The organism is Halobacillus trueperi (assembly GCF_003386945.1).
Lineage (GTDB): Bacteria > Bacillota > Bacilli > Bacillales > Halobacillaceae > Halobacillus > Halobacillus aidingensis.
The window spans coordinates 268850-289061 of the sequence record NZ_QUAE01000003.1; the positions used below are offsets into that span (position 1 = coordinate 268850).

Genomic DNA, 20212 nt, shown 5'->3' on the forward strand with positions numbered 1-20212 from the left:
AAGATTAAGGTGCCCACCTCGATGAGCACCTTTTTGTATTATTCAGTCAAACTCTTGATCTGTTCCATGATTTCTGCAATTCTATCGTCTTCCTTGAACTCTTCGTGCATTGGCTGAACGGCTTCAATGAATGGTTCTTTATCCACATCATTGAACTCGACGCCCATTTCTTTCGCTTCTGCTACAGCTTCTTCCATCGCTTTATTCCAGATTTCTGTATGATATTCAGTAGCTTCTTTAGCTGCTTCTTCGAATGCTGTCTTTTGTTCATCAGAAAGGCTGTCCCATGTCTGCTTACTGATAATCGCAATATCCGGAATCATTGTATGTTCATTGCGTGAGAACGCTTTCGCCACTTCGCCATGTTTACCTGTCGTTAATGCAGTCGGGTTACTTTCCGCTCCATCAACCACTCCCTGTTGCAGCGCTGTGTAAATTTCCCCGTATGGCATCGGTGTCGGTGTTCCGCCCAATAGCTCTACCATTTGAATCGCAGTTGGACTATCCATGACACGAACCTTTAAACCTTCTAGATCAGCAGGTGTTTGAATCGGCGTATCCTTCGTATAAAAGCTACGTGCACCAGAATCAAAGTAAGTAAGACCGACAAATCCTTTATCTTCAGTAGATTGATAGATTTCCTGCACAACATCAGATTCCATTACTTTTCGATAATGATCTTTACTTTCAAAAATATAAGGCAAAGAGAAAACAGAGTACTCATTTGAGAAACTTTCAAGTGCTCCAGCACTTACTTTCGTCATGTCAATTGCGCCACTTTGGAGCTGTTCAAGTACTTCTTTCTCACTGCCTAGAACACCATTGGCAAAGATTTTAACTGTAACCTCACCATTCGTCTTTTCATCTACACCAGAAGCGAATTTTTCAAGAGCTTTGTGAACCGGATGATCTTCACTCAAGTTATGAGCGAGACGCAGTTCCTGACTATCTCCACCAGAACCCCCGTCACCTGAAGCTTCAGAATCAGAACTTCCACAACCGGCAAGCATAAGCAATGAACCAATCAACAACAACGACCATAAACCTAACTTTTGCACATGTACCTCTCCCCTCAAATATTTTAAGCGTTTTCAAAACTTTGTTTGTTTACACAACAAACTGTTAATCATATAATAAAGGTAACCAAAATAAATTTCAAGAGTTTTTTGAAAGGGGTTTCAAATGAGCACAGGAGATGCCACTTACATCAGAGCGTTGAACAAACGTATATTAATAGAAAACATCATTGAGCATCAATCCATATCAAGAATTGAACTTTCCAGATTAACCGGACTGAACCGTTCCACCGTATCCTCGCAAATCAATCATATGATGGAAGAGCAATTGATCATCGAACGTCCTTCCGAGGTTTCTTATGGTGGGAGAAAACCGATTCTTCTTCAAATGAATGAAGCGGCAGGTTACACGATCGGAATCGACTTTGATATGCCACAGACTCAAATTCAAATTGCCAACCTGCTTGGTAAACCGCTCGCCAATTACCAAGTCCAAACCGAGGATGAGGATGTGTGTAAAAATATCGAGAAAGTGATTGAAAACGTTCATGATGTTCTTAAAAAACATCGTGTGTCCGAGTCGCCTAAAGGGTTAACAGGGATTGGAATAGGCATACACGGCATTGTTAATAACGATCATAACATCGTTTTCACACCAAAGGTCCAGTGGAACAACATCAACATGAAGGAAGCATTTGAAAAGCATTTCGATATCCCGATACACATCGACAACAATGCGAATTTGACCGTTTATGCTGAACAAGTGTACCACTATCCGATGGAGGACCTGTTCAGTATCACCATGTACTCTGGTATCGGTCTTGGTATATTAGAAGGAAATGATATATACAAAGGAAGCCAGGGGTTCGCAGGAGAAATCGGCCACATGATCGTCGAAAGAAACGGCCTACAATGCAGTTGTGGTAATAAGGGCTGCTGGGAACTTTACGCCTCTGAACATGCCTTGAAAAGAACTCTGAAAGCGAAAGGTTACATCAAGCATTCAACTGATGATTTTGACTTAGCTTCTATTAAGGATGAATCCATAATAGAAGAATACCTGGATTACATGGCTGTTGGATTGAATAACATCATTAACATTTTCAATCCGGAAATCGTCATTATCAACAGTGAATTCATGCACCAGCACAGACACTTGCTTATTTCTTTGAAAAAGCGTCTGAACTCAAGAATGAACAACTACCAAGAGATTGTCACTTCATCTTTAGGGAAGGAAGCCTGCTCTCTTGGCGGCGTAGCGATTTCATTAAAAGAATATTACGGAATCAACTCTTTGAATCTCAGTCACTATCCTTATTTTGATAAGGTAGGCAAAGCTTCTATTAGTTGAGAAAAGCCAGAACATGCAGAAAGCGTATGTTCTGGCTTTTCTTTTTACAATTAGATAAGAAGGTCGAAAAGTTGGGTAAGTTGGGCGTGATTCAAACTCTTCTGCTCGACACTTACACTTTTTGTTACCACTCACTCTTCCTGCGCGCGTTCCTCACCTTACTACTAGGCATTGAAATCAAAAAAACGCAAGCCATATTAAAGGCTTGCGCTCTTTCATAATTATTAACCATTAATCCAATCCGTATGGAACGTACCTTCTTTATCAACACGCTGATACGTGTGCGCACCGAAGTAGTCACGCTGTGCTTGCAGCAAGTTTGCTGGAAGCTTGGCTGTACGGTAGCTGTCATAATAAGCAAGGGCACTGGAGAACGCAGGTACCGGTACACCGTTTTGAATTGCAAGAGCGAGTGTTTCACGAAGCTCTTTTTGATAAGACGTTGCGATGTCCTGGAAGTAAGGATCGAGAAGCAGGTTTGTCAGGTTCTCGTCTTTGTCGTACGCGTCTTTGATCTTCTGCAGGAACTGGGCACGGATGATGCAGCCGCCGCGGAAGTTCATGGCGATGTCGCCGTACTGTAGGTCCCAGCCTTTTTCTTCCGACTGTGCACGCATTTGTGCGAAACCTTGGGCGTAGGAGCAGATTTTACTCATGTACAACGCTTTGCGAAGGGATTCGATGACTTCTTCTTTGTTTCCGTCAAAAGTGACTTCTGGACCAGTCAGGTATTGGCTTGCTTTCTGGCGCTCTTCTTTCATCGCAGAGATGAAGCGTGAGAACACAGACTCTGTGATGATCGGAAGTGGAACACCAAGATCAAGGGCGCTCTTACTTGTCCATTTTCCTGTTCCTTTTTGACCAGCTGTATCAAGGATCACTTCCACAAGTGGCTTGCCTGTTTCTTCGTCCACTTTTGTGAAAATGTCTGCAGTGATCTCGATCAGGTAGCTGTCGAGTTCGCCTTCGTTCCACTCTTTGAACACTTCGTGCAGCTCTTGTGCAGACAGTCCAAGGACGTTTTTCATGATGAAGTACGCTTCACAGATCAACTGCATGTCGCCGTACTCGATGCCGTTGTGAACCATTTTCACGTAGTGGCCGGCACCGCCGCGGCCCATGTAGGCAGCACATGGTGTGCTTTCGACGTTCGCTGCGATTGCATCAAAGATCGGCTTCACTTCCGCATACGCTTCACCTGGTCCGCCAGGCATGATGGAAGGTCCTTTACGCGCTCCTTCTTCCCCGCCGGAGAATCCTGTACCGATGAAGTGGATGCCTTTTTCTTCTAAGTAAGATGCGCGGCGTTCTGTATCTTCGTAGTACGTGTTTCCACCATCGATCAGCATGTCGCCTTCTTCTAGATGAGGGACTAGACTTTCAATGACTTTGTCTGTCGTTTCGCCTGCTTTGACCATCATCAAGATTTTGCGTGGTTTTTCAAGAGAAGCGGTGAATTCTTCTGCGCTGTATGCTCCAGAAATATTGCCTGTGTTTTCATCATTTCCGACCAGTTCGTCTACACGGTCTGTCCAGTAATCGTATACAGACACGGTGTAGCCGTTATCCTGAATGTTCAGGGCAAGGTTCGCCCCCATGACTCCTAAACCGATGACTCCGATATTCTGCTTATCCATGTTCCGATCAAATCCTTTCCATTCTATCTATAAAAATTCTTACCACCATGTATAGCCGTCTTCGTTCAAGAGCTTCTCAGCTGCTTCCGGCCCTTCAGATCCAGCTTGGTAGCCGTGAAGGGGGAGAGCGTCGTTTTCGAATGCTTCCAAGATTGGCTGGACCCACTTCCAGGATAGCTCCACTTCACTCCAATGAGCAAAATACGTAGAATGACCCTGCATGGCATCATTCAACAAGTTTTCATAGGCTTCTGGTTGGGCATCCAGGTTTTTAGAAAAATTGATATATGCGGGTTCGAACTTCTCGTTAGAATCGTCCTTCAAGTTGATGCGCAAGCCGACACTTTCGTTCGGATTGATCTCGATCATCAACAGATTGGACACAGCACCTGCTGCATCTTCATCCGCGTCAACTTCATTCTTGAACTCGATAATGATACGCGTCGACTTTTTCTCGAGACGTTTCCCTGTACGAATGTAAAAAGGAATGCCCTTCCAGTAGTCGTTGTCGATATACAAACGAGCAGCGAAGTACGTATCGTTGTTTGAATTTTCTGCAACCCCGTCTTCTTCTAAATAACCGGGAATCGGCTCAGCATTCATTTCGCCAGCTTCATACTGTCCACGTACCACATGTTGGGAGATTTCTTCTTCCTCCACCGGACGCAGCGATTCCATGATCGCTTTTTTCTTTTCTTCAATCTGTTTCGGCGTCAGTTTTGCCGGGTGGTGAAGCGCGGTCATCATCACTAACTGCAGCAAATGGTTCTGTACCATATCACGAATCGCTCCAGCTTTATCATAGTAACCCGCTCTTGTACCAACACCGACGGTCTCACTTGCTGTAATTTGGACATTCGCAATCTGTTCATGACTCCAGAGCGCCTTCAAAATCGGGTTCGGACGAATCAAAGATTCAAGGTTCTGCACCATCGGTTTTCCAAGATAGTGGTCGATACGGAAAATCTCTTCTTCCTGGAAAACTTTCGTCAGCTCTGCGTTCAAATGCCTTGCTGAGTGCAAGTCACTTCCGAATGGCTTCTCAACGATCAGACGCTTCCAACCACTTGTATCTGTGATTCCATTTTCGTGAAGAGATGCCGAGATCGGCTCAATCAACTTCGGTGCAACCGAAAGATAGAACAGACGGTTTTCTGGAATCGAAAGCTCGCTTTCTCTTTCTTCAATAAAGGCTTTCAATCCCTGATAAGATTCATCCTTCATCGCATCGAAAATGAAGTAACGGAAAGAAGCAAGGAACTCGTCCAAGTTCGATTCGTCTACATCTCTTCTTGAGAAAGATTCCAGAGACTCTTTAATGATGCTACGGAAGTCTTCCTGCGTATAAGGTCTACGTCCAAGGCCTACGACGGAAAGGGAATTCGGCATTTTTCCCTCAATATATAAATTATAGAGAGCGGGATAGATTTTACGTTTCGCCAAATCACCGCTTGCTCCGAATAAAACAAAGGTCATGTCGTCCATCATTTCTACGGTATCGATTCCATGACTTTTCGTGTTGTGTTGGTCCATGATTCGTGTTACCTCCTGTACTTTTCAGCTTTTATTAGTATAAAGCATGAGCACCAAATATGTAAGTGAACAGGCTTACGCCAGGAACACTGTTTTATTGTTTACCTCATCCATGACATTTATGAAATGTGTCTAAAATGTATAGCTTGCCATGAAAATTATTTTACTGAAAATTCGGCTGTTTTTAAAGAGGCAACAGGAGGCACACAGTCCGCATCAGGCTTAATTTCAGCGATGTGAGAAACGTGACGCTTTGTATGTCGGCTATACTCTTAGTGTGAGCGTTTTCACTCTTATTTGCAATAGATTGAAAAAAATTTTCATATTATATTTGTTTTTTGAGGTCTATTTGGCTTTGAATGAGGTGGTTTTTTCTCGACTTTGATTGATATCCATCTCTATTTGAGTGATTTTCTCTTCACTTTGAGCGATATCTCGATCCATTTGAGCGATTCCTTCTACTTTGAGTGATATTCGCCTCCATTTGAGCGATTCTTCCCCTACTTTGATCGATTTCCAGCTCCATTTGAGCGATTCTTTCTCTACTTTGAGCGAAAACGCCTCGTCTCAATCCATACGATAAAAAGAAAAAGCCGAACGCTCTCCTTTTTAGGAAGCATTCGACTCTTTTTCTGCCTGCTCGGCTTGTGCATTTTTCCGATTACGAATGATCGGTACAACGAACGATAGGATACTTACGATGTAAAGTCCGATGGATACCGGGTCGGAGATGAGAATAATCATGTCTCCACCTGCAGCCGTAAGAGACTGTCTCAGCGATTGCTCCATCATGCCACCGAGGATGAAAGCTAAGATGAACGGAGCTGCCGGGAAGCTGAATAGTCTCATTAAATAACCCACGAAACCAAAGATCAGCAATAAATATAAATCAAACGTGCTGAAGCTGATGGCATAAACACCGATCAAGCTGAAAATCGCGACTAGAGAAATCAGCATTGGACGTGCGATTTTCAATATTTTTGCGATGTATGGAATGAGTGGTAAATTCAGAATCAATAAAAAGATATTCCCGATATACATACTTGCAATGATGCCCCAGAAAACTTCCGGGCGATCCGCCATCAGGAGTGGGCCCGGCTGAATCCCGAGGACGAGGAAAGCTCCTAACATAACAGCTGTCGTTCCGGACCCCGGTATCCCAAGGCTAAGTAAAGGAACGAAGGCACCACTGGTCGCTGCGTTATTAGCCGTTTCCGGGGCAGACAACCCTTTGATTGATCCTTTACCGAATTCTTTGGGGTTTTTAGCGATTTTCTTTTCTGAAATATAACCGATGAAGGAAGCGATTGTCGCACCTGCACCTGGCAAAACGCCGAGGATAAAGCCGAGGAACGACTGTCTGCTCATCGGGCCGCGCATCTCTTTGAAATCTGCTTTACTAAGCTTCAAACTTCCGATATCACCTTGATTTTGAAGTGATTGATCCTTCCGGTTTTTCACAAGAAAACAAATCTCAGCCAGCGCGAATAATCCGAGCGCGATAACAAGAAAATCGATCCCTTCCAGTAAGTTGGGGTTGCCAAACGTAAAGCGGCTCGTCCCCGTCTGGCCGTCGATTCCAATGGTTGCGACCATAAAACCGATCGTCGCTGTAATCAAAGCTTTGATTGTAGAGCCATCAGATAAACTTGCAATCGCCGTCAAACCTAAGAACATAAGGGCAAAATATTGAGGCGGACCGAAAGAAACAGCGACCGCAGACAAAGCAGGAGCGAATAACATCAAAAGAACGACGGAAACTGTTCCACCGACGAAAGAGGATATCGCAGCAATCGCCAATGCTTTTCCTGCCTCTCCCCTTTGGGCCATCGGATAGCCGTCAAAGGATGTGGCGACCGTTCCGGATATTCCTGGCGCGTTCAAGAGAATCGAAGACGTCGATCCCCCAAACACTGCGCCGTAATAGACACCCGCCATCATCACTAATGCGACCGAGGGGTCCATTCCATATGTGATTGGTATCATGATCGCAATCGCACTGATTGGTCCGAGGCCCGGCATCATTCCAATCAGCGTACCCGCAACAACGCCGATTAGAACGAACAAAATCCCCTGCCAGCTGAACGCGACCTGAATTCCCTGCATTAATCCTTCCATTGCACCCATGGTGACTCACCTCCTTTTAAAATGGTAAAACTCCTTGTGGGAGACGGATTTGTAGTAAGTAATTGAACGAAAGGTACATAATCAGTGGAAATAGAACCGCAACGAGGATGGTCGTGACGAGCTTTCTGTACCCCAGGAACCAGGAACAGACAAAAATGAATAGCATGGAACTCAAAACAAAGCCGATGATTTCAAGTAAGAAGATGTAAAGAAAAATCATGCCACCGACCGCGAGCAATACCAGCATTTCTTTTTTCGGTACCTGACGTTTTTCTTTTTCCTGTTCGGTTTCTGAAGATTTATCAAAGAATAAAAAGATGGCAAGAATGATCAATAAATAGCCCAGGATCTTTGGAACGAAATCCGAATCGACCGGCACATAAGGGTATTCCTTTAAGTTATAGCTCAAATAAAGATAACCAGCAGCGAACAGAATTAAAAAGATACTCACTTTCTGGTTCAACGTTTTCAGCAAAAACATCACCTTCGATCTAATAGAAAAGGGCCTGCGTACAGACCCTTCCTATCTATTATTGATTCAAGCCAAGCTCTTCCATTAAGCTTCCAAGTTGATCCCTTTGTTCATCAAGGAACTGGCTGTATTCTTCACTATTCATGTACATTTCGTCCCAACCGTAGTTGTTACGGATTTCCGCAAATGCTTCCGAATCACTGACTTCTTTCAGTTTTTCTTCATAGTAAGCGACTTGTCCTTCGGTCATATCTCCAGGTCCGAAGAAGCCTCTCCAGTTTACAAACGTGGCATCGATGCCCTGCTCTTTCGCTGTCGGGAAGTCTTCTAGCACTTCACCATCCAAGCGTTCTTCTGCTGTAATTCCCAGCACACGAACTTTTCCTGCTTTTACTTGTTCGACGGTTTCAGCAATCCCTGTAGAATAAACGTCAGCGCTTCCGTTCAGGATTTGTGTCATCCCTCCGCCATCTTGAGCAGAAACGTACTTAATTTTTTGAATATCGACACCCGCTTCTTTAGCGATGGTGACGAATTGCATGTGATCCATAGATCCAGGAGAAGATGTTCCTACGACCGTTACGCTAGAAGGATCTTTTTTCATGTCTTCAAACAGCTCATTCAAATCCTGCCACTTGGCATCATCGGCGACAGCGAATGCCGCATAATCTGCAATCATATTGGAAAGTGGTGTGAAATCTTCATGAGACAAATCCGACTGTCCGTTCAATGGAACGAAGATCATTGGAGGAGAAGAAACGAAAATGTTGTGTGGATTGTTCGTACTGTTTATGTAAGACCAACCGACAGCTCCACCGCCTCCTTCTTTGTTGACGACACCGACGTTCTGCTCGGTGATACCTTCTTCTTCAAGGATTTTCCCAACAGAGCGAGCGGTCGTATCCCAGCCACCGCCGGCACCAGCAGGAGCAACAATTTCAATATTCTTGCTCGGCGTCCATTCCCCATCGCCGCCATCCCCACTCGTTTCCGAAGAGTCGCCGCCACAAGCAGCTAAGAACAAAACAATTAATAAACTACCCATCATCCATACATGCTTCTTCATATAATGAATCCCCTCTCTTCTTACTATTTGATGTTAGTTTATAAGAAACAGCCTTAAATGTAACCGTTTTCAAAATAATCGAAATTAAAAGCATAAAATCAATTAACCAAATAAAATTCACGAGAGTTAATATGTAAGAAACTGTAAGACCTGGTCATCCAATTCTTGGATGACCAGGTCTTACAGTTTTATCCATTCCTTTCAATCCAATAAAAAAACTCGTCCTAATGACGAGTTTTCTCCTTAGCTTATCCTCTATAGTATTTCCTCTGAGGCCGACCGACTTTTCCGTAGTTCATCTCAGCCTTGCCTTTCCCTATACTGATCAAGTATTCCAAGTACCTTCGAGCGGTCGTTTTTGATGCTCCCATCTGACTGCTTGCCTGTTCAGCAGTCAAACCGTCACCTCCCGCATCAGACAGCATCCTTTCCACCTTTTCAAGCGTCAGCGGATCGATGCCTTTCGGAACAGATATGGTAGTGGCGGCTGCTTCATTGGAAGACTTGATCAACTGATCGACTGCTTCCTGATCGAACGTCTCAATTTGGGACATACGCTTTTTCCGCTCCTGATAGTTTTCAATCGTCTCTTGAAATCGTTCCATCGTGATCGGCTTAATGATATAGTCGAACACACCATACTTCAGCGCCTTTTCCACAATCTCTTTTTCCTTCGCGGCCGTAATCATGATCACATCCGTATGTGGCGCGATCGAACGAATGTCATGCAGGAGGTCGACGCCTAACTGATCAGGCATATACACATCCAACAAAAGCAGATCCGGTTGATGTTCTTCAAGCATCTCTAGAGTTTCTTCAGCATTCAAAGCCTTACCGACAACTTCTACACCATCGACCACTCGCAAAAATTGCGCATGCAGTTCTGCCACCCTGAAATCATCTTCACTGATCATCACCTTCATCAGGTCCACCTCCTGTATGTTTCGGTAAAAAAATTGAGAACACAGCACCGCCATCGTCACTGTGATCCACTTCCATCGTTCCAGACAAACGCTCGACAATCTCCCTCACATTATGAAGACCATACCCCCGATGATCTCCTTCTTTCGTAGAGAAACCACGGACAAATAAAGAAGTGTACACGTCTTCAGGGATGCCCGGCCCGTTATCTGACACTTCAAAAACGATGTCATGGCCCACATCCGTCACAAAAAACTCGACTCTCTTCTCCTTTTGACCACTCACCGCTTCAAAAGCATTATCAATCATGTTGCCTAACATCGTGATTAACTCTGTCCTTGTGATATACCGGGGGACACGCCGTAACTCCGAATCTTCCTGGATAATGAAGTCTACTTTCTGCTCAGAGGCCGTACTCATTTTCCCCGTCAGGATTGCCTGAACCGTTTCATCCTGAATCCGGTCAAAAATCAAAGTTTGATGCTTTTGGGACATATGGAAATCTTCTTCGATCATTCCCATCGCCTCTTCCTGTTTCCCTAACTGCAAAAGCCCGAGTAGCACGTACATCTTGTTGGCATGCTCATGCGTCTGGGAGCGCAGACTTTCCGAGTGCCTTTTCACTTCCGACAAAGTCTGAACCATGTTCCTGACTTCTGTCTTATCACGAAAACTGGAAACGACCCCGGCTACCTGTCCTTCATGCATAATCGGAGTCCGATTGACAATAACGACCTTATCCAGCAGAATCATCTCTTCGTCCCTGGTCGCATTTCCTGTTTCAAGCACTTTCAGCATTTGCGTATTCGGAAAGACCTCAGAAATCAAACGACCCTCGGCTCCCTCGGACAAGTTTAAAAGATCGATCGCCGACTGATTGATCATCGTCACCCTACCCGCTGCATCAATAGATATGATCCCTTCTTTTATAGAAGAAAGAATCGCTTCACGCGTTTGGTAAAAGGAAGTGATTTCATAAGGCTCAAGGCCAAGCGTATCTTTTCTTATACTCCGCGCCAGTAAAAGGCTTCCGACAGCTCCGACCACTAATACAAGGACCGCCACACCAAAGACGTTCTCAAGCTTATTCCACACAATGGAACGAACGTCCTCCAGCAAAAAACCGACCGAGACGATGCCGATAATATCCCCATTTTCACCGATGATCGGTGCTTTTCCTCTTAAGGAAGGACCAAGCGTACCTTCTGCTTTTGATATGTAATACTCGCCGTTCTTCAGCGCCCGTTCGTTGTCTCCACCGACCATACGCCTGCCGATTTTCCATTCGTCGGGATGGGCATAACGGATGCTCTCCTTATTTCCGATCACAACAAACTCCGCCCCCGACTCCTCCTGCACACTCAAAGCGATTGGCTGAATGACTTCAGAAGGGTTCTCTGTGTCAAACGCTTCTTTAATGGAAGGCATAAAAGAGACAGTACTCGCGACCTGGAGAGCGAGCTGTCCCATCTGATCTTCGACATCTCTTTTTTCCATATAGGCAAAAACACCGGCTAACAGCCCGATCACCAAAACAAGTAACGATAAAATCAACACCATAATTTTCGTGCGCAGGGAAACTTTCACTGACATCTCCACCTATGAAAACGTTATCTCAATCTATCGTAACATAGGAGAAGATTCTAGAGATTGATAAATTCTGAATTTTTCATCTTCTAACAACTCAATTTTCTTTTTTCCTCATAAAAAAAGGACAAAGAAACATTTAGACGTTTCTTTATCCGCTCCTATGTTTATTAAACGGTCCTCTCTCTCCTTGAATGAAGGCTCGCCACAAAGATGTATAATAGCAAACTTACACCCCCACCTATGGAAACATAAAACGGTTTAAAATAAAGCAATCCAATCGACCAAACAGGCTCTCTCGGCCCAACATCCCGCAGGACATAAGTAAATCCGATAAGATACACAGCCAACCTTTCCACTATGATGACAAAAAGACCTAAGCTAATCACACTTTTCAATGAACTTCTCTCCCCAAGAATGATACTTGAAAACACGCCTAACAGGACATAGGGGATGGTTACAGTAAGTGCTCCAATGAAAATACCCGATACCTCAAATCCGCCCACAAACCTTGTGTCCACAAAGTAGCCGATCATCAGAACAAGAACATAAAAGAATGCGGTCATCCCTGTTCCTTCAAAGTATTTATTCATGAAAGCCTCCATTCTTAGTAAAAAGATTTAATCAATCCTCATGCTAAAACTAAGACACTTTTAACATAAAACCCCAACTCAAACTCCAGATCTAGTAATATATTCCATATGATACAATTGAAGAAAACCAGGGGGATGTGTCCATGCTAAAAACGCTATTCAGCACCATAACCATCTGTATCATAGCCGTATTTGGGTTATGGATCTATGAAAGCATGACGACCAAAGAAACCTCAGGCAATCCATATAGTGATACGATTCCTAGTCAAATGGGAGAACCTGATTCTATTGAGTTTATGTTTACAGAACGATTTCCTTACACAGAAGAAGAAATTCTAGAAAAAACAGGATATGGTCCTAAAACAGGGGAAGGGTTTAACAGCAGCAATATGATCACCCCGATCGCTGATTTCCAAATCAACCAACCTGGAGAAGAACAAGGAACATACATAGAAGGGATCCCAGAAGGACATACAGTCAAAGTAGAACTGATTGAACGGACGAAAGAATTAGAGAAAATGGCTAAGGTAAAAGAAGTGACGTACAAAGCAGGCGAGAAAGGACTCGTCGCCACCCTCCCGGAAAAAAGAGACCAACTTTATTCCCTTAGTGCGGAGATGATGAACGGGAATGGAGAGGTCATCGATACTTATGTCGGTATTGTCTATGTACCACCCGAGCCTGAAGTGAATGCAGAAGTTTCTATCGACAAGACTTCCTACTCTCCCACCGACACGATGGATTTCAGAATCACCAATTTCGGTCCTTCCGGGTTAAGTTATGGGGCCAGGTTCATCATTCAATCTTATGAGAATGAGGCATGGAAGACTGTCGAAGGACCAGAAGCAGTCGTAGCTATGGAATATATTCTGCTTCCAAAAGAATCAACTACCCATACTGTCAAACTCGAATCCTACGATCTTGAAAAAGGAAAACACCGAATCATCAAGCGTCTGGGTGTTTCCGATACAGAAGTGGAAGAAGGATTGGCGGCTACCTTTATCGTTGAGTAGATTATGTAGCTCATGCTTCCAAACTTAAATAAAACGGCTGCCCCAGAGGACAGCCGTTTTATTTATCTAATCGTTGAAACGTATTCAAATGTCTCTTCACCGTCATTAATCTGGTAAACGACTTTGTTATTACTAGTGGTCCATAGTCCACCGTATTTAAAGGAAATGCTGATTCCGAATTGTTCCCCGTAACTAATGACAGGATCGATTCCACTATTCTTCAGTTCCGCTTCTGTATAAGAACTGCGACGGGAATTATCTTCAAAGATTTCTATTTTCTCTACCGTCACATCTGTACGGGTGAGGTTATAAAAAGAAGTAGAGACCCTTTGGATTACGTTATTAACAGTAACAGAACCGTAGCTGTTGAATTGGAGGGAAGGTTTAATCCAAACGCTGACACGGCTAGTCGCTTTTTTCCCATCTGGAGTTTCTACGGTAATCGTGGCAGAGCCTTCCCCTACAGCGGTAACAAGTCCTTCATCAGTAACAGTGGCTACTGATGAGTCACTCGAACTCCATGTATAATCATTGAATGGGACTTCATGACTTAAGGAAGCTTCGAGCTGAACTTCTTTCCCTTTTTTCATACTATATGAAGTATGATTTACGGATACACTTCCATCCTGGTAATAAGAAAGGAGATACTCCGCCGCTTTAAGTTTATTCAAGCCTTGTATTGTCGCAGATTCATCAATGGCAAATGCTTTATTCACAAGTGAACGAGCATCTTCTACTAGAGTAGCATCCTCTTGAGCAACTGGATCTGGCAATTCATTAATGGCTTTTTCTGCTGCATTAATCGCTGGAGTCAGCGCATCATACACCACCGTGAATTGATAAGATTCACTGTCAGTCGTGTAACTCAAGACATTCTCCCCATGTGTCAAAACTTCTTCAAGGTTCATCTCTTTTGTATTTCCACCAGGCAATGTAAGGCTTAGAGTTTCTTCATCAATCACTTCTACACCCAAAACACTCTCTGCAATCTCTACAGAAACCTCGGTTTTCTCTGCTTTGTTCCCTGCCTGGTCTTCAGCAGTATAAATCAATGTGTATTTTCCAACCATGTCAGTGTCTACTTGACCTACAGGTTCACCATCTCTTGTAATCTGCATATCGACAGTCACTTCCCCATCAACATCATCTGTCGCTGAAACAATGGGCTGGTTAAAGCTTAACCCTTTTTGAATGAAGTACTCTTTGAAACCATCGATAGTAATGACAGGCGGTTCTGTATCTGGTACTTCGTATTGAACAAGGATATCTTCAAAGACCTTTCCTTTATATTCAAAGGAAACTTTGTTCTCCCCGTCGACCAGCTCTTCATCAAGGTCGATCTTAACTGTCTCATTGTCCGTAAAATTGACAGCCAACTGGTTTTCACTCAGGACCTCAATGTTTTGAACTTCTAGGAAAAGTGTTCCTTGAGCCACTTCTGTATTGTAGGATAACAGCGCAAAGTCACCACGACGCATTTTGGCATTTGGTGAAAATGTTGTTGTCGTTGTACCGGAGATCAAGCCGTGAGAATATAGAGTTTTTAAATCTTCCATATACCATGCTCCACCTACTACATCTGTGAACGGCATCTCTTTTTCATCTTCTAACTCCAAGCCATATCCCTGGACAATCATACGTGCCAAAGCCGCCCGCGTAATGTTGGCCTTAGTACCGAACTTATTTTCACCCACACCAACGACAATGTTCGAATGATAGAGAGCATTGATGGCACCGGAATACCATACCCCTTGCTGCACATCTTCAAATGGAGCTGGTGGTGCATTCTCTTTATCTAAATTCAACAAATTTGCAAGCATAACAGACGCTTCTGCACGAGTGATTTGATTACGAATCTTAAATTCTCCACCTTCGTAACCACTCACAATTTGTTTTTCAGCCAAAGCATGAATGGGTTCATAATAAACCGTTCCTTCTGGTACATCTGTAAACTCTTGTGCGAAAGTTTTTACTGGGTTGATTGTAGCAACCACAGATAAAGCCATGACAAGAATCACAAACATACGATAAATGTTTGTTCTTTTCATAGTGCTAGTCCTCCCCTAAATAAATTCCATTTCCTATTAACCTATAAAGTGGAAATTATAAAAAGAGTATTATTACCTAAATGTTAAAGGTATGTTACAAAACTTTTACAAAATGCTGAAAAAACAATAGTGAATTGGGTCTATTGATATAATTAATTGGAAATATAAACCTAACTATTAAACCAAAGGGGAGAGTTCATACTTTATTACTTGGATAGTCAGGACAAAGAAAACCTTCGAATGTTGAAAAGAACGAATTTGAAAAACGTTGGATGGAGAGAAGAAGATTTAGAAGAATTATTAGTACAAAACTTAGATCGTCTCTTAGATGAACAACATTTAATGCCTTTGTTTACCGAAAGAAAGTTTCAACCTGAACCTGATATTTTAGCACTGGATCATACAGGGAAGTTATACATTTTTGAATTGAAACGCTGGAAGTCCAAAGATGATAATCTACTACAAGTATTAAAATATGGCCAAGAATACGGCCAGAAAAGTTACAAAGATCTTGAAAACATATATTTCAAATTCAACCCGGATTCAGCATCCCTCATCCAGGACCATAGGGAATATTTTAAGCTGGATTCAGAATCAGAAATCAAAGAAGAACACTTCAATCAACATCAACAATTTTTAATCGTCACCGATGGGACAGATTTCAAAACACGTAGAGCCATTAACTATTGGAAGGAAACAGGCCTTGATATAGAAGCGATCGTCTACCGTGTCTATACCACAGATGCAAACGAGCATTTAATCGAATTCAATACTTACTCCCCATCTCAGGATGTTATCGAACATGAGCCGTCCAACTTCATCCTCAATACGAATTATAAAAGAAACCCAGACTCCCACCAAGATATGATGAAACAAGGAAAAGCAGCTGCTTATTACCATCCATGGAAAAATAAAATCCAACGAATTCAGAAAGGAGACAAAGTCTTTCTCTACCAAAGTGGCAAAGGAATCGTCGCTATGGGGATTGGTACAGGAGTAGTTAACAAAGAAGAATACCATGGAAAAACAAATGAAGAATATAATATGAACTTAGAAGATTTCACCATATTGAAAAAGCCTATGGCAGCCAAAAAAATGAAGGAAATTACAGATTCGAATTTCATGTTCAACCAAACGTTATTCTCCGTCGATAAAGAAAAAAGCGATCTGATTTGGAAACATATAAAAGAAAATCATATGTAAATACAAAAAAGCCTGCTAATATTAGCAGGCTTTTATATTTATGAAAAGATCGAATCTATCTTTGTGATTTCCTCATCCAAAAGCTTAACATCCAATGTCCCCAAATTATCAACCACCTGTTCCGTTCGCTTAGCTCCTGGAATGACGGCATCAATGGATGGCTGATTCAAGTACCAGGCCATTACAATATGAGGACCCTCCACTCTCTTCCACTATAGGACGGTAACTGATCGACTTTAGCTAAATTCTGTTTAAAGTTCTCTCCCTGGAAAAGAGGATTCTTCGCATGAGATAGAACAGACGAAAGAATTTAAGAAAATGAATAAAGTAAATGAAGCGATGTTTCAAAAAGGCGAAATTAGACTCGTATCCACCCTTCCGGATAAAAGAGACCAACTTTATTCCCTGCATACTGTCAAACTAGAATCGTACGATATTGAAAAAGGAAAACACCGAATTATCAAGCGTCTGGGTGTTTCCAATACAGAAGTGGAAGAAGGATTGACTGCTGAATTTAATATCCAATAATAAAAGCAACATATTTTTTTAAAGTAGAGCCCTGGAACCAATAGATTCAGGGCTCTATTTTTTATGAGTTCAAGAAATTCAAAGCGGCTTGCCTATAGATTTCGGTGGTCTCTGCGAGTTCATCGAGATCCACATATTCATTAATCTGATGCGGTACTTCACGGTCTCCCGCTCCAATCGTAACGATTGGCACGCCAGCTACATGTAAAAACGTACCGTCCGTTGCACCGGGAACGCCGTTATACACCGGTTCTTTTTTCAAAACGGTGCGGACTGCTTCTGAAATAGCTGTGACGACAGGTTCATCTTTCTCCGTCGATGTCCAAGGGCGATCCTCAATAACAGTGAAATCGGCTTTGAAATCAGGGTCATCCTCCGCAAGCCGATCTAATATTTGCTGTAGTTCTTCTTTCAATACATCATGGTCCTGGCCAGGAACGGTTCGGATATCCAGCGTTGTCATGCATTGTTCCGGTATGACATTGATCTGGGCATCCCCTTTGGCCGGTGATTGTAAAATAGTCGGTGTGATGCTTGGCCACCCTAAGGTCGGGTGCTTACCAAGCCGCTCCTGCTCCCGTTTTTCCAGTTTCTCTAATTCAACGATGATCTTCGCCATCCGCCAGTTCGGGTTGATGCCACTCCAAGAGATCGCTCCGTGAGCCATTTTTCCATAAGCATTCAAAACCACTCTCATAGCTCCGCGCTGGGCGATGCACACTTGGTTTTCCTCAGGTTCGCATATAATAGCTCCATCTACAGCATCCGCCCAGCCTTGCTTGATAAAGTGTTTAATCCCGATCATCATTCCCTCTTCATCACAGGGAATACATAATAGGATTTTCCCGGACCAACCCTCTTGATCTTCTAAAAGAGATTGGACAGCGGTAATCATACAGGAGAGGTTCCCTTTCGTATCATTTGTTCCTCTCCCATACATCCGGTCACCGACAATCTCTGCGCCAAAAGGATCGTATGTCCATGATCCATGATCTCCTTCCGTCACGACATCCGTATGTCCTTCAAACAAAAGCGTTGGTCCTGGCTTCCCGGAGTCGATCACACCGATGACATTCGGGCGTCCTGGCTCCACTTCCTCGACATGAACTTCGATGCCAAGCTTTTTCAGGTATTCGGCAACATAAAGAGCCGCTTTTTCCTCATTACCACCCTCCACTCCAGGCCTGTACACACTCGGGATACGAACAAGCTCTTGAGTCAAAGAAATAACCCGCTTCCGATCACGAATTCTTCTCGTTTCGATTTGTGTATGGGACATAAATTACATGCTCCTCTCTAATTGGTCATGAGAAATGGACTGATTTTGAATGAGCGATTTGGTCAATAAACTAATGGTAACAAAGGCGATAAAGGAAAGGAGAATCGGGACGACGACGTTATGCATACCGAATAAGCTCGGGAAAAATTGATCAACGATAATGTACGATACGATACCGACGACCATCGACGCAAGAGCCCCGTATTTGTTTCCACCATCCCAATAAAGACCAAGAACCACCGGCCAAATAAAGGTCGCTTCAAGTCCCCCGAAGGCAAATAGATTCAGCCAAATGAGTAAATCCGGCGGGCTTAAGGCCATTAGAAAAACTAAAATCCCAAGGATGGCTGTAACACCGAAACTCATCCGCTTCACTCGCGTATGTGAAGCATCCGGCTTAATGTAATTTAAATACACATCTTTCACAACCGCAGAGCTGACAAGGAGCAGCAAGGAATCTACTGTGGACATGATGGCTGCCATCGGAGCAGCTAAAACAATACCAGCAAGCCATGGCGGCAGCACTTCTTGGGCAATCAAAGGCATCACTTTGTCTCCTACTTCAATACCAGGAAGAATCGGACGTGCGAATACACCGATTAAGTGCATGTTCAACATGATGAAACCTACGACAATCGTCCCGATAATGAGCGCACGGTGCATAGAACGAGAGTTTTTATAAGCCATAGCACGAACGGTAACTTGTGGCAAACCGACGACAGCGACACCAACGAGAATCCAGAAGGAGGAAACATAAGTCGGGCTTAACCCACCATCGGCACCGTACGGAGTGACGAGGTTCGGGTTCTCTGCCGTAAGGTCTGCCATGATGTTGTCGATTCCGCCTCCTGCCATGATGGTCGCAACCAGCAAGATAAGCGTACCACCGAACATGACGACACCCTGGAGCGTATCGGTAAGAGCGACCGCTTTGAAGCCACCGATGATGACATAGACGAGAACCGAGACCGCGAAGATGAACAAAGCCGTCGTATAATTCAATCCAGTCAAAGATTCAATCAGACGCGCTCCCCCAACCCACTGGGCGGCCATTGCAGAAAAAAGGAAGACAATGATACTAAAAGCAGCTGTCAATACGACCCATTTACTTTGATAGCGGCCTTTTAAATAGTCGATGAGCGTGACCGCCTTATATCGACGTGCCATGATGGCGAACTTTTTACCGAGAATCATCAGTACAAAGTAACCGGTAGCTACCTGGGACATGGAAAGGAGCACCCAGCCGAAGCCTTGAGTATAGGCTACACCCGGACCGCCGATAAAACTGCTCGCACTTCCATATGTAGCGATCATTGTCATAGCGAGGATAAATCCGCCGAGTTGCCTGCCCCCGAGAAAGTACTCCTGAAGGAAAGAATCTCCCGTTGCACTCTTAAGAGAACGACTCGACCAAAAGCCAATGGCAAAAATCAAAACAAGAAAGACAGCGAGTGAAATGACGACTGGTGTGTTCATGTTCGTTCACCTTCCTCTTCATCGAAAGGAACTTCCACAAACCAGACCTTTACAACAAAAATGACAAGTAAAGCCATGATGATGAATCCTAACACACAACTGTAAAAGAACCAGGAAGGTAACCCGAAGACGTATGAATAGTCTTCAGGTGTTCGATCTCCGAGACCGTAAGCGAAAGCAAACCACCAGATGAAGTTGAAGACCGCAAGAGCAACTCCAATCAGGGCTTCCCTGTTGGCAATTCTGAACCGGACATCCTGTTTTTTCTTCCTTTCTTTTTCCAAGACCCCATCTCCTTTTTTTATAGAGTTGAAAACTTCCAAGATAAAAGTTTTCATTGATTCATAGGGTGATCAAAGAAA

The 20212-nt window shown here is 43.5% G+C and carries 17 protein-coding genes and 1 pseudogene; 4 read left to right on the forward strand and 14 right to left on the reverse strand.

Annotated elements, in window-relative coordinates; all coding sequences use genetic code 11:
- Window positions 1–38: 38 nt before the first annotated feature.
- Complete coding sequence (locus DYE48_RS06160) at window positions 39–1058, reverse strand: TRAP transporter substrate-binding protein (protein ID WP_244199378.1); 1020 nt, start codon at window positions 1056–1058, stop codon at window positions 39–41.
- A gap of 124 nt (window positions 1059–1182) precedes the next feature.
- Between DYE48_RS06160 and DYE48_RS06165 the strand changes: the two genes are divergently transcribed.
- Window positions 1183–2367 (forward strand): ROK family transcriptional regulator, encoded by a 1185-nt coding sequence (locus DYE48_RS06165; protein WP_115822867.1) that lies wholly within the window; start codon window positions 1183–1185, stop codon window positions 2365–2367.
- A 224-nt stretch (window positions 2368–2591) separates the two neighbouring features.
- Here the strand turns inward: DYE48_RS06165 and gndA are convergent, their stop codons facing one another.
- The 8 genes from gndA to DYE48_RS06205 form a co-directional block, all read right to left on the reverse strand.
- A complete protein-coding gene (gene gndA / locus DYE48_RS06170) occupies window positions 2592–4004 on the reverse strand; it encodes an NADP-dependent phosphogluconate dehydrogenase (RefSeq protein WP_115822868.1) in 1413 nt (470 codons plus the stop codon).
- Between the two features lie 39 nt (window positions 4005–4043).
- The gene (gene zwf, locus DYE48_RS06175; protein ID WP_115822944.1) at window positions 4044–5489 is read right to left on the reverse strand and encodes a glucose-6-phosphate dehydrogenase; all 1446 of its coding nucleotides are present in this window, start codon (window positions 5487–5489) and stop codon (window positions 4044–4046) included.
- Window positions 5490–6146: 657 nt separating this feature from the next.
- Window positions 6147–7664: a tripartite tricarboxylate transporter permease gene (locus tag DYE48_RS06180; RefSeq protein WP_115822869.1), complete on the reverse strand. Its 1518-nt coding sequence runs from the start codon at window positions 7662–7664 to the stop codon at window positions 6147–6149.
- Window positions 7665–7680: 16 nt separating this feature from the next.
- Window positions 7681–8139: a tripartite tricarboxylate transporter TctB family protein gene (locus DYE48_RS06185; protein WP_115822870.1), complete on the reverse strand. Its 459-nt coding sequence runs from the start codon at window positions 8137–8139 to the stop codon at window positions 7681–7683.
- A 55-nt stretch (window positions 8140–8194) separates the two neighbouring features.
- The gene (locus tag DYE48_RS06190) at window positions 8195–9202 is read right to left on the reverse strand and encodes a tripartite tricarboxylate transporter substrate binding protein (protein ID WP_115822871.1); all 1008 of its coding nucleotides are present in this window, start codon (window positions 9200–9202) and stop codon (window positions 8195–8197) included.
- Between the two features lie 248 nt (window positions 9203–9450).
- Complete coding sequence (locus tag DYE48_RS06195) at window positions 9451–10125, reverse strand: response regulator (protein ID WP_208639634.1); 675 nt, start codon at window positions 10123–10125, stop codon at window positions 9451–9453.
- The gene (locus DYE48_RS06200; protein WP_244199379.1) at window positions 10106–11716 is read right to left on the reverse strand and encodes an ATP-binding protein; all 1611 of its coding nucleotides are present in this window, start codon (window positions 11714–11716) and stop codon (window positions 10106–10108) included. Before DYE48_RS06200 ends, DYE48_RS06195 begins: the two co-directional genes overlap by 20 nt.
- A 164-nt stretch (window positions 11717–11880) precedes the next feature.
- A complete protein-coding gene (locus DYE48_RS06205; protein WP_115822873.1) occupies window positions 11881–12303 on the reverse strand; it encodes a hypothetical protein in 423 nt (140 codons plus the stop codon).
- 143 nt (window positions 12304–12446) lie between these two features.
- On the opposite strand from DYE48_RS06205, the gene DYE48_RS06210 reads away from it, so the two are divergent.
- Window positions 12447–13316 (forward strand): immunoglobulin-like domain-containing protein, encoded by an 870-nt coding sequence (locus DYE48_RS06210; protein ID WP_115822874.1) that lies wholly within the window; start codon window positions 12447–12449, stop codon window positions 13314–13316.
- Window positions 13317–13378: 62 nt separating this feature from the next.
- Here DYE48_RS06210 and DYE48_RS06215 read toward each other — a convergent pair whose 3' ends face one another.
- Window positions 13379–15364 carry an S-layer homology domain-containing protein gene (locus tag DYE48_RS06215; RefSeq protein WP_115822875.1) on the reverse strand — a complete coding sequence of 662 codons (1986 nt, stop codon included), beginning with the start codon at window positions 15362–15364 and terminating at the stop codon, window positions 13379–13381.
- 240 nt (window positions 15365–15604) lie between these two features.
- Between DYE48_RS06215 and DYE48_RS06220 the strand changes: the two genes are divergently transcribed.
- Complete coding sequence (locus tag DYE48_RS06220; protein WP_115822946.1) at window positions 15605–16567, forward strand: EVE domain-containing protein; 963 nt, start codon at window positions 15605–15607, stop codon at window positions 16565–16567.
- Between the two features lie 38 nt (window positions 16568–16605).
- On the opposite strand, the pseudogene DYE48_RS21585 reads toward DYE48_RS06220, so the two are convergent.
- Window positions 16606–16853 (reverse strand): annotated as a pseudogene (locus DYE48_RS21585) (aldo/keto reductase); the annotation flags it as partial.
- A 32-nt stretch (window positions 16854–16885) separates the two neighbouring features.
- Here DYE48_RS21585 and DYE48_RS06230 point away from each other — a divergent pair.
- The gene (locus tag DYE48_RS06230; protein WP_115822876.1) at window positions 16886–17095 is read left to right on the forward strand and encodes a hypothetical protein; all 210 of its coding nucleotides are present in this window, start codon (window positions 16886–16888) and stop codon (window positions 17093–17095) included.
- Window positions 17096–17156: 61 nt separating this feature from the next.
- Here the strand turns inward: DYE48_RS06230 and DYE48_RS06235 are convergent, their stop codons facing one another.
- From DYE48_RS06235 to DYE48_RS06245, 3 genes are read right to left on the reverse strand one after another with little or no spacing between them, the layout of a single operon-like run.
- Window positions 17157–18374, reverse strand: a complete 1218-nt coding sequence (locus DYE48_RS06235; RefSeq protein WP_115822877.1) for a M20 family metallopeptidase — start codon at window positions 18372–18374, stop codon at window positions 17157–17159.
- Between the two features lie 3 nt (window positions 18375–18377).
- Window positions 18378–19850: a sodium/pantothenate symporter gene (gene panF / locus DYE48_RS06240; RefSeq protein ID WP_115822878.1), complete on the reverse strand. Its 1473-nt coding sequence runs from the start codon at window positions 19848–19850 to the stop codon at window positions 18378–18380.
- Entirely contained in the window at window positions 19847–20134 is a 288-nt protein-coding gene (locus tag DYE48_RS06245) for a YhdT family protein (protein WP_244199380.1), read from the reverse strand. Before DYE48_RS06245 ends, panF begins: the two co-directional genes overlap by 4 nt.
- Between the last annotated feature and the right edge of the window lie 78 nt (window positions 20135–20212).

Coding starts and splice junctions, on each gene's coding strand:
- DYE48_RS06165 (WP_115822867.1), top strand. CDS start 1,183: ATGAGCACAGGAGATGCCACTTACATCAGAGCGTTGAACAAACGTATA.
- gndA (WP_115822868.1), bottom strand. CDS start 4,004: ATGGATAAGCAGAATATCGGAGTCATCGGTTTAGGAGTCATGGGGGCG.
- zwf (WP_115822944.1), bottom strand. CDS start 5,489: ATGGACGACATGACCTTTGTTTTATTCGGAGCAAGCGGTGATTTGGCG.
- DYE48_RS06180 (WP_115822869.1), bottom strand. CDS start 7,664: ATGGGTGCAATGGAAGGATTAATGCAGGGAATTCAGGTCGCGTTCAGC.
- DYE48_RS06190 (WP_115822871.1), bottom strand. CDS start 9,202: ATGAAGAAGCATGTATGGATGATGGGTAGTTTATTAATTGTTTTGTTC.
- DYE48_RS06195 (WP_208639634.1), bottom strand. CDS start 10,125: ATGAAGGTGATGATCAGTGAAGATGATTTCAGGGTGGCAGAACTGCAT.
- DYE48_RS06200 (WP_244199379.1), bottom strand. CDS start 11,716: ATGTCAGTGAAAGTTTCCCTGCGCACGAAAATTATGGTGTTGATTTTA.
- DYE48_RS06205 (WP_115822873.1), bottom strand. CDS start 12,303: ATGAATAAATACTTTGAAGGAACAGGGATGACCGCATTCTTTTATGTT.
- DYE48_RS06210 (WP_115822874.1), top strand. CDS start 12,447: ATGCTAAAAACGCTATTCAGCACCATAACCATCTGTATCATAGCCGTA.
- DYE48_RS06215 (WP_115822875.1), bottom strand. CDS start 15,364: ATGAAAAGAACAAACATTTATCGTATGTTTGTGATTCTTGTCATGGCT.
- DYE48_RS06220 (WP_115822946.1), top strand. CDS start 15,605: ATGTTGAAAAGAACGAATTTGAAAAACGTTGGATGGAGAGAAGAAGAT.
- DYE48_RS06230 (WP_115822876.1), top strand. CDS start 16,886: ATGAATAAAGTAAATGAAGCGATGTTTCAAAAAGGCGAAATTAGACTC.
- DYE48_RS06235 (WP_115822877.1), bottom strand. CDS start 18,374: ATGTCCCATACACAAATCGAAACGAGAAGAATTCGTGATCGGAAGCGG.
- panF (WP_115822878.1), bottom strand. CDS start 19,850: ATGAACACACCAGTCGTCATTTCACTCGCTGTCTTTCTTGTTTTGATT.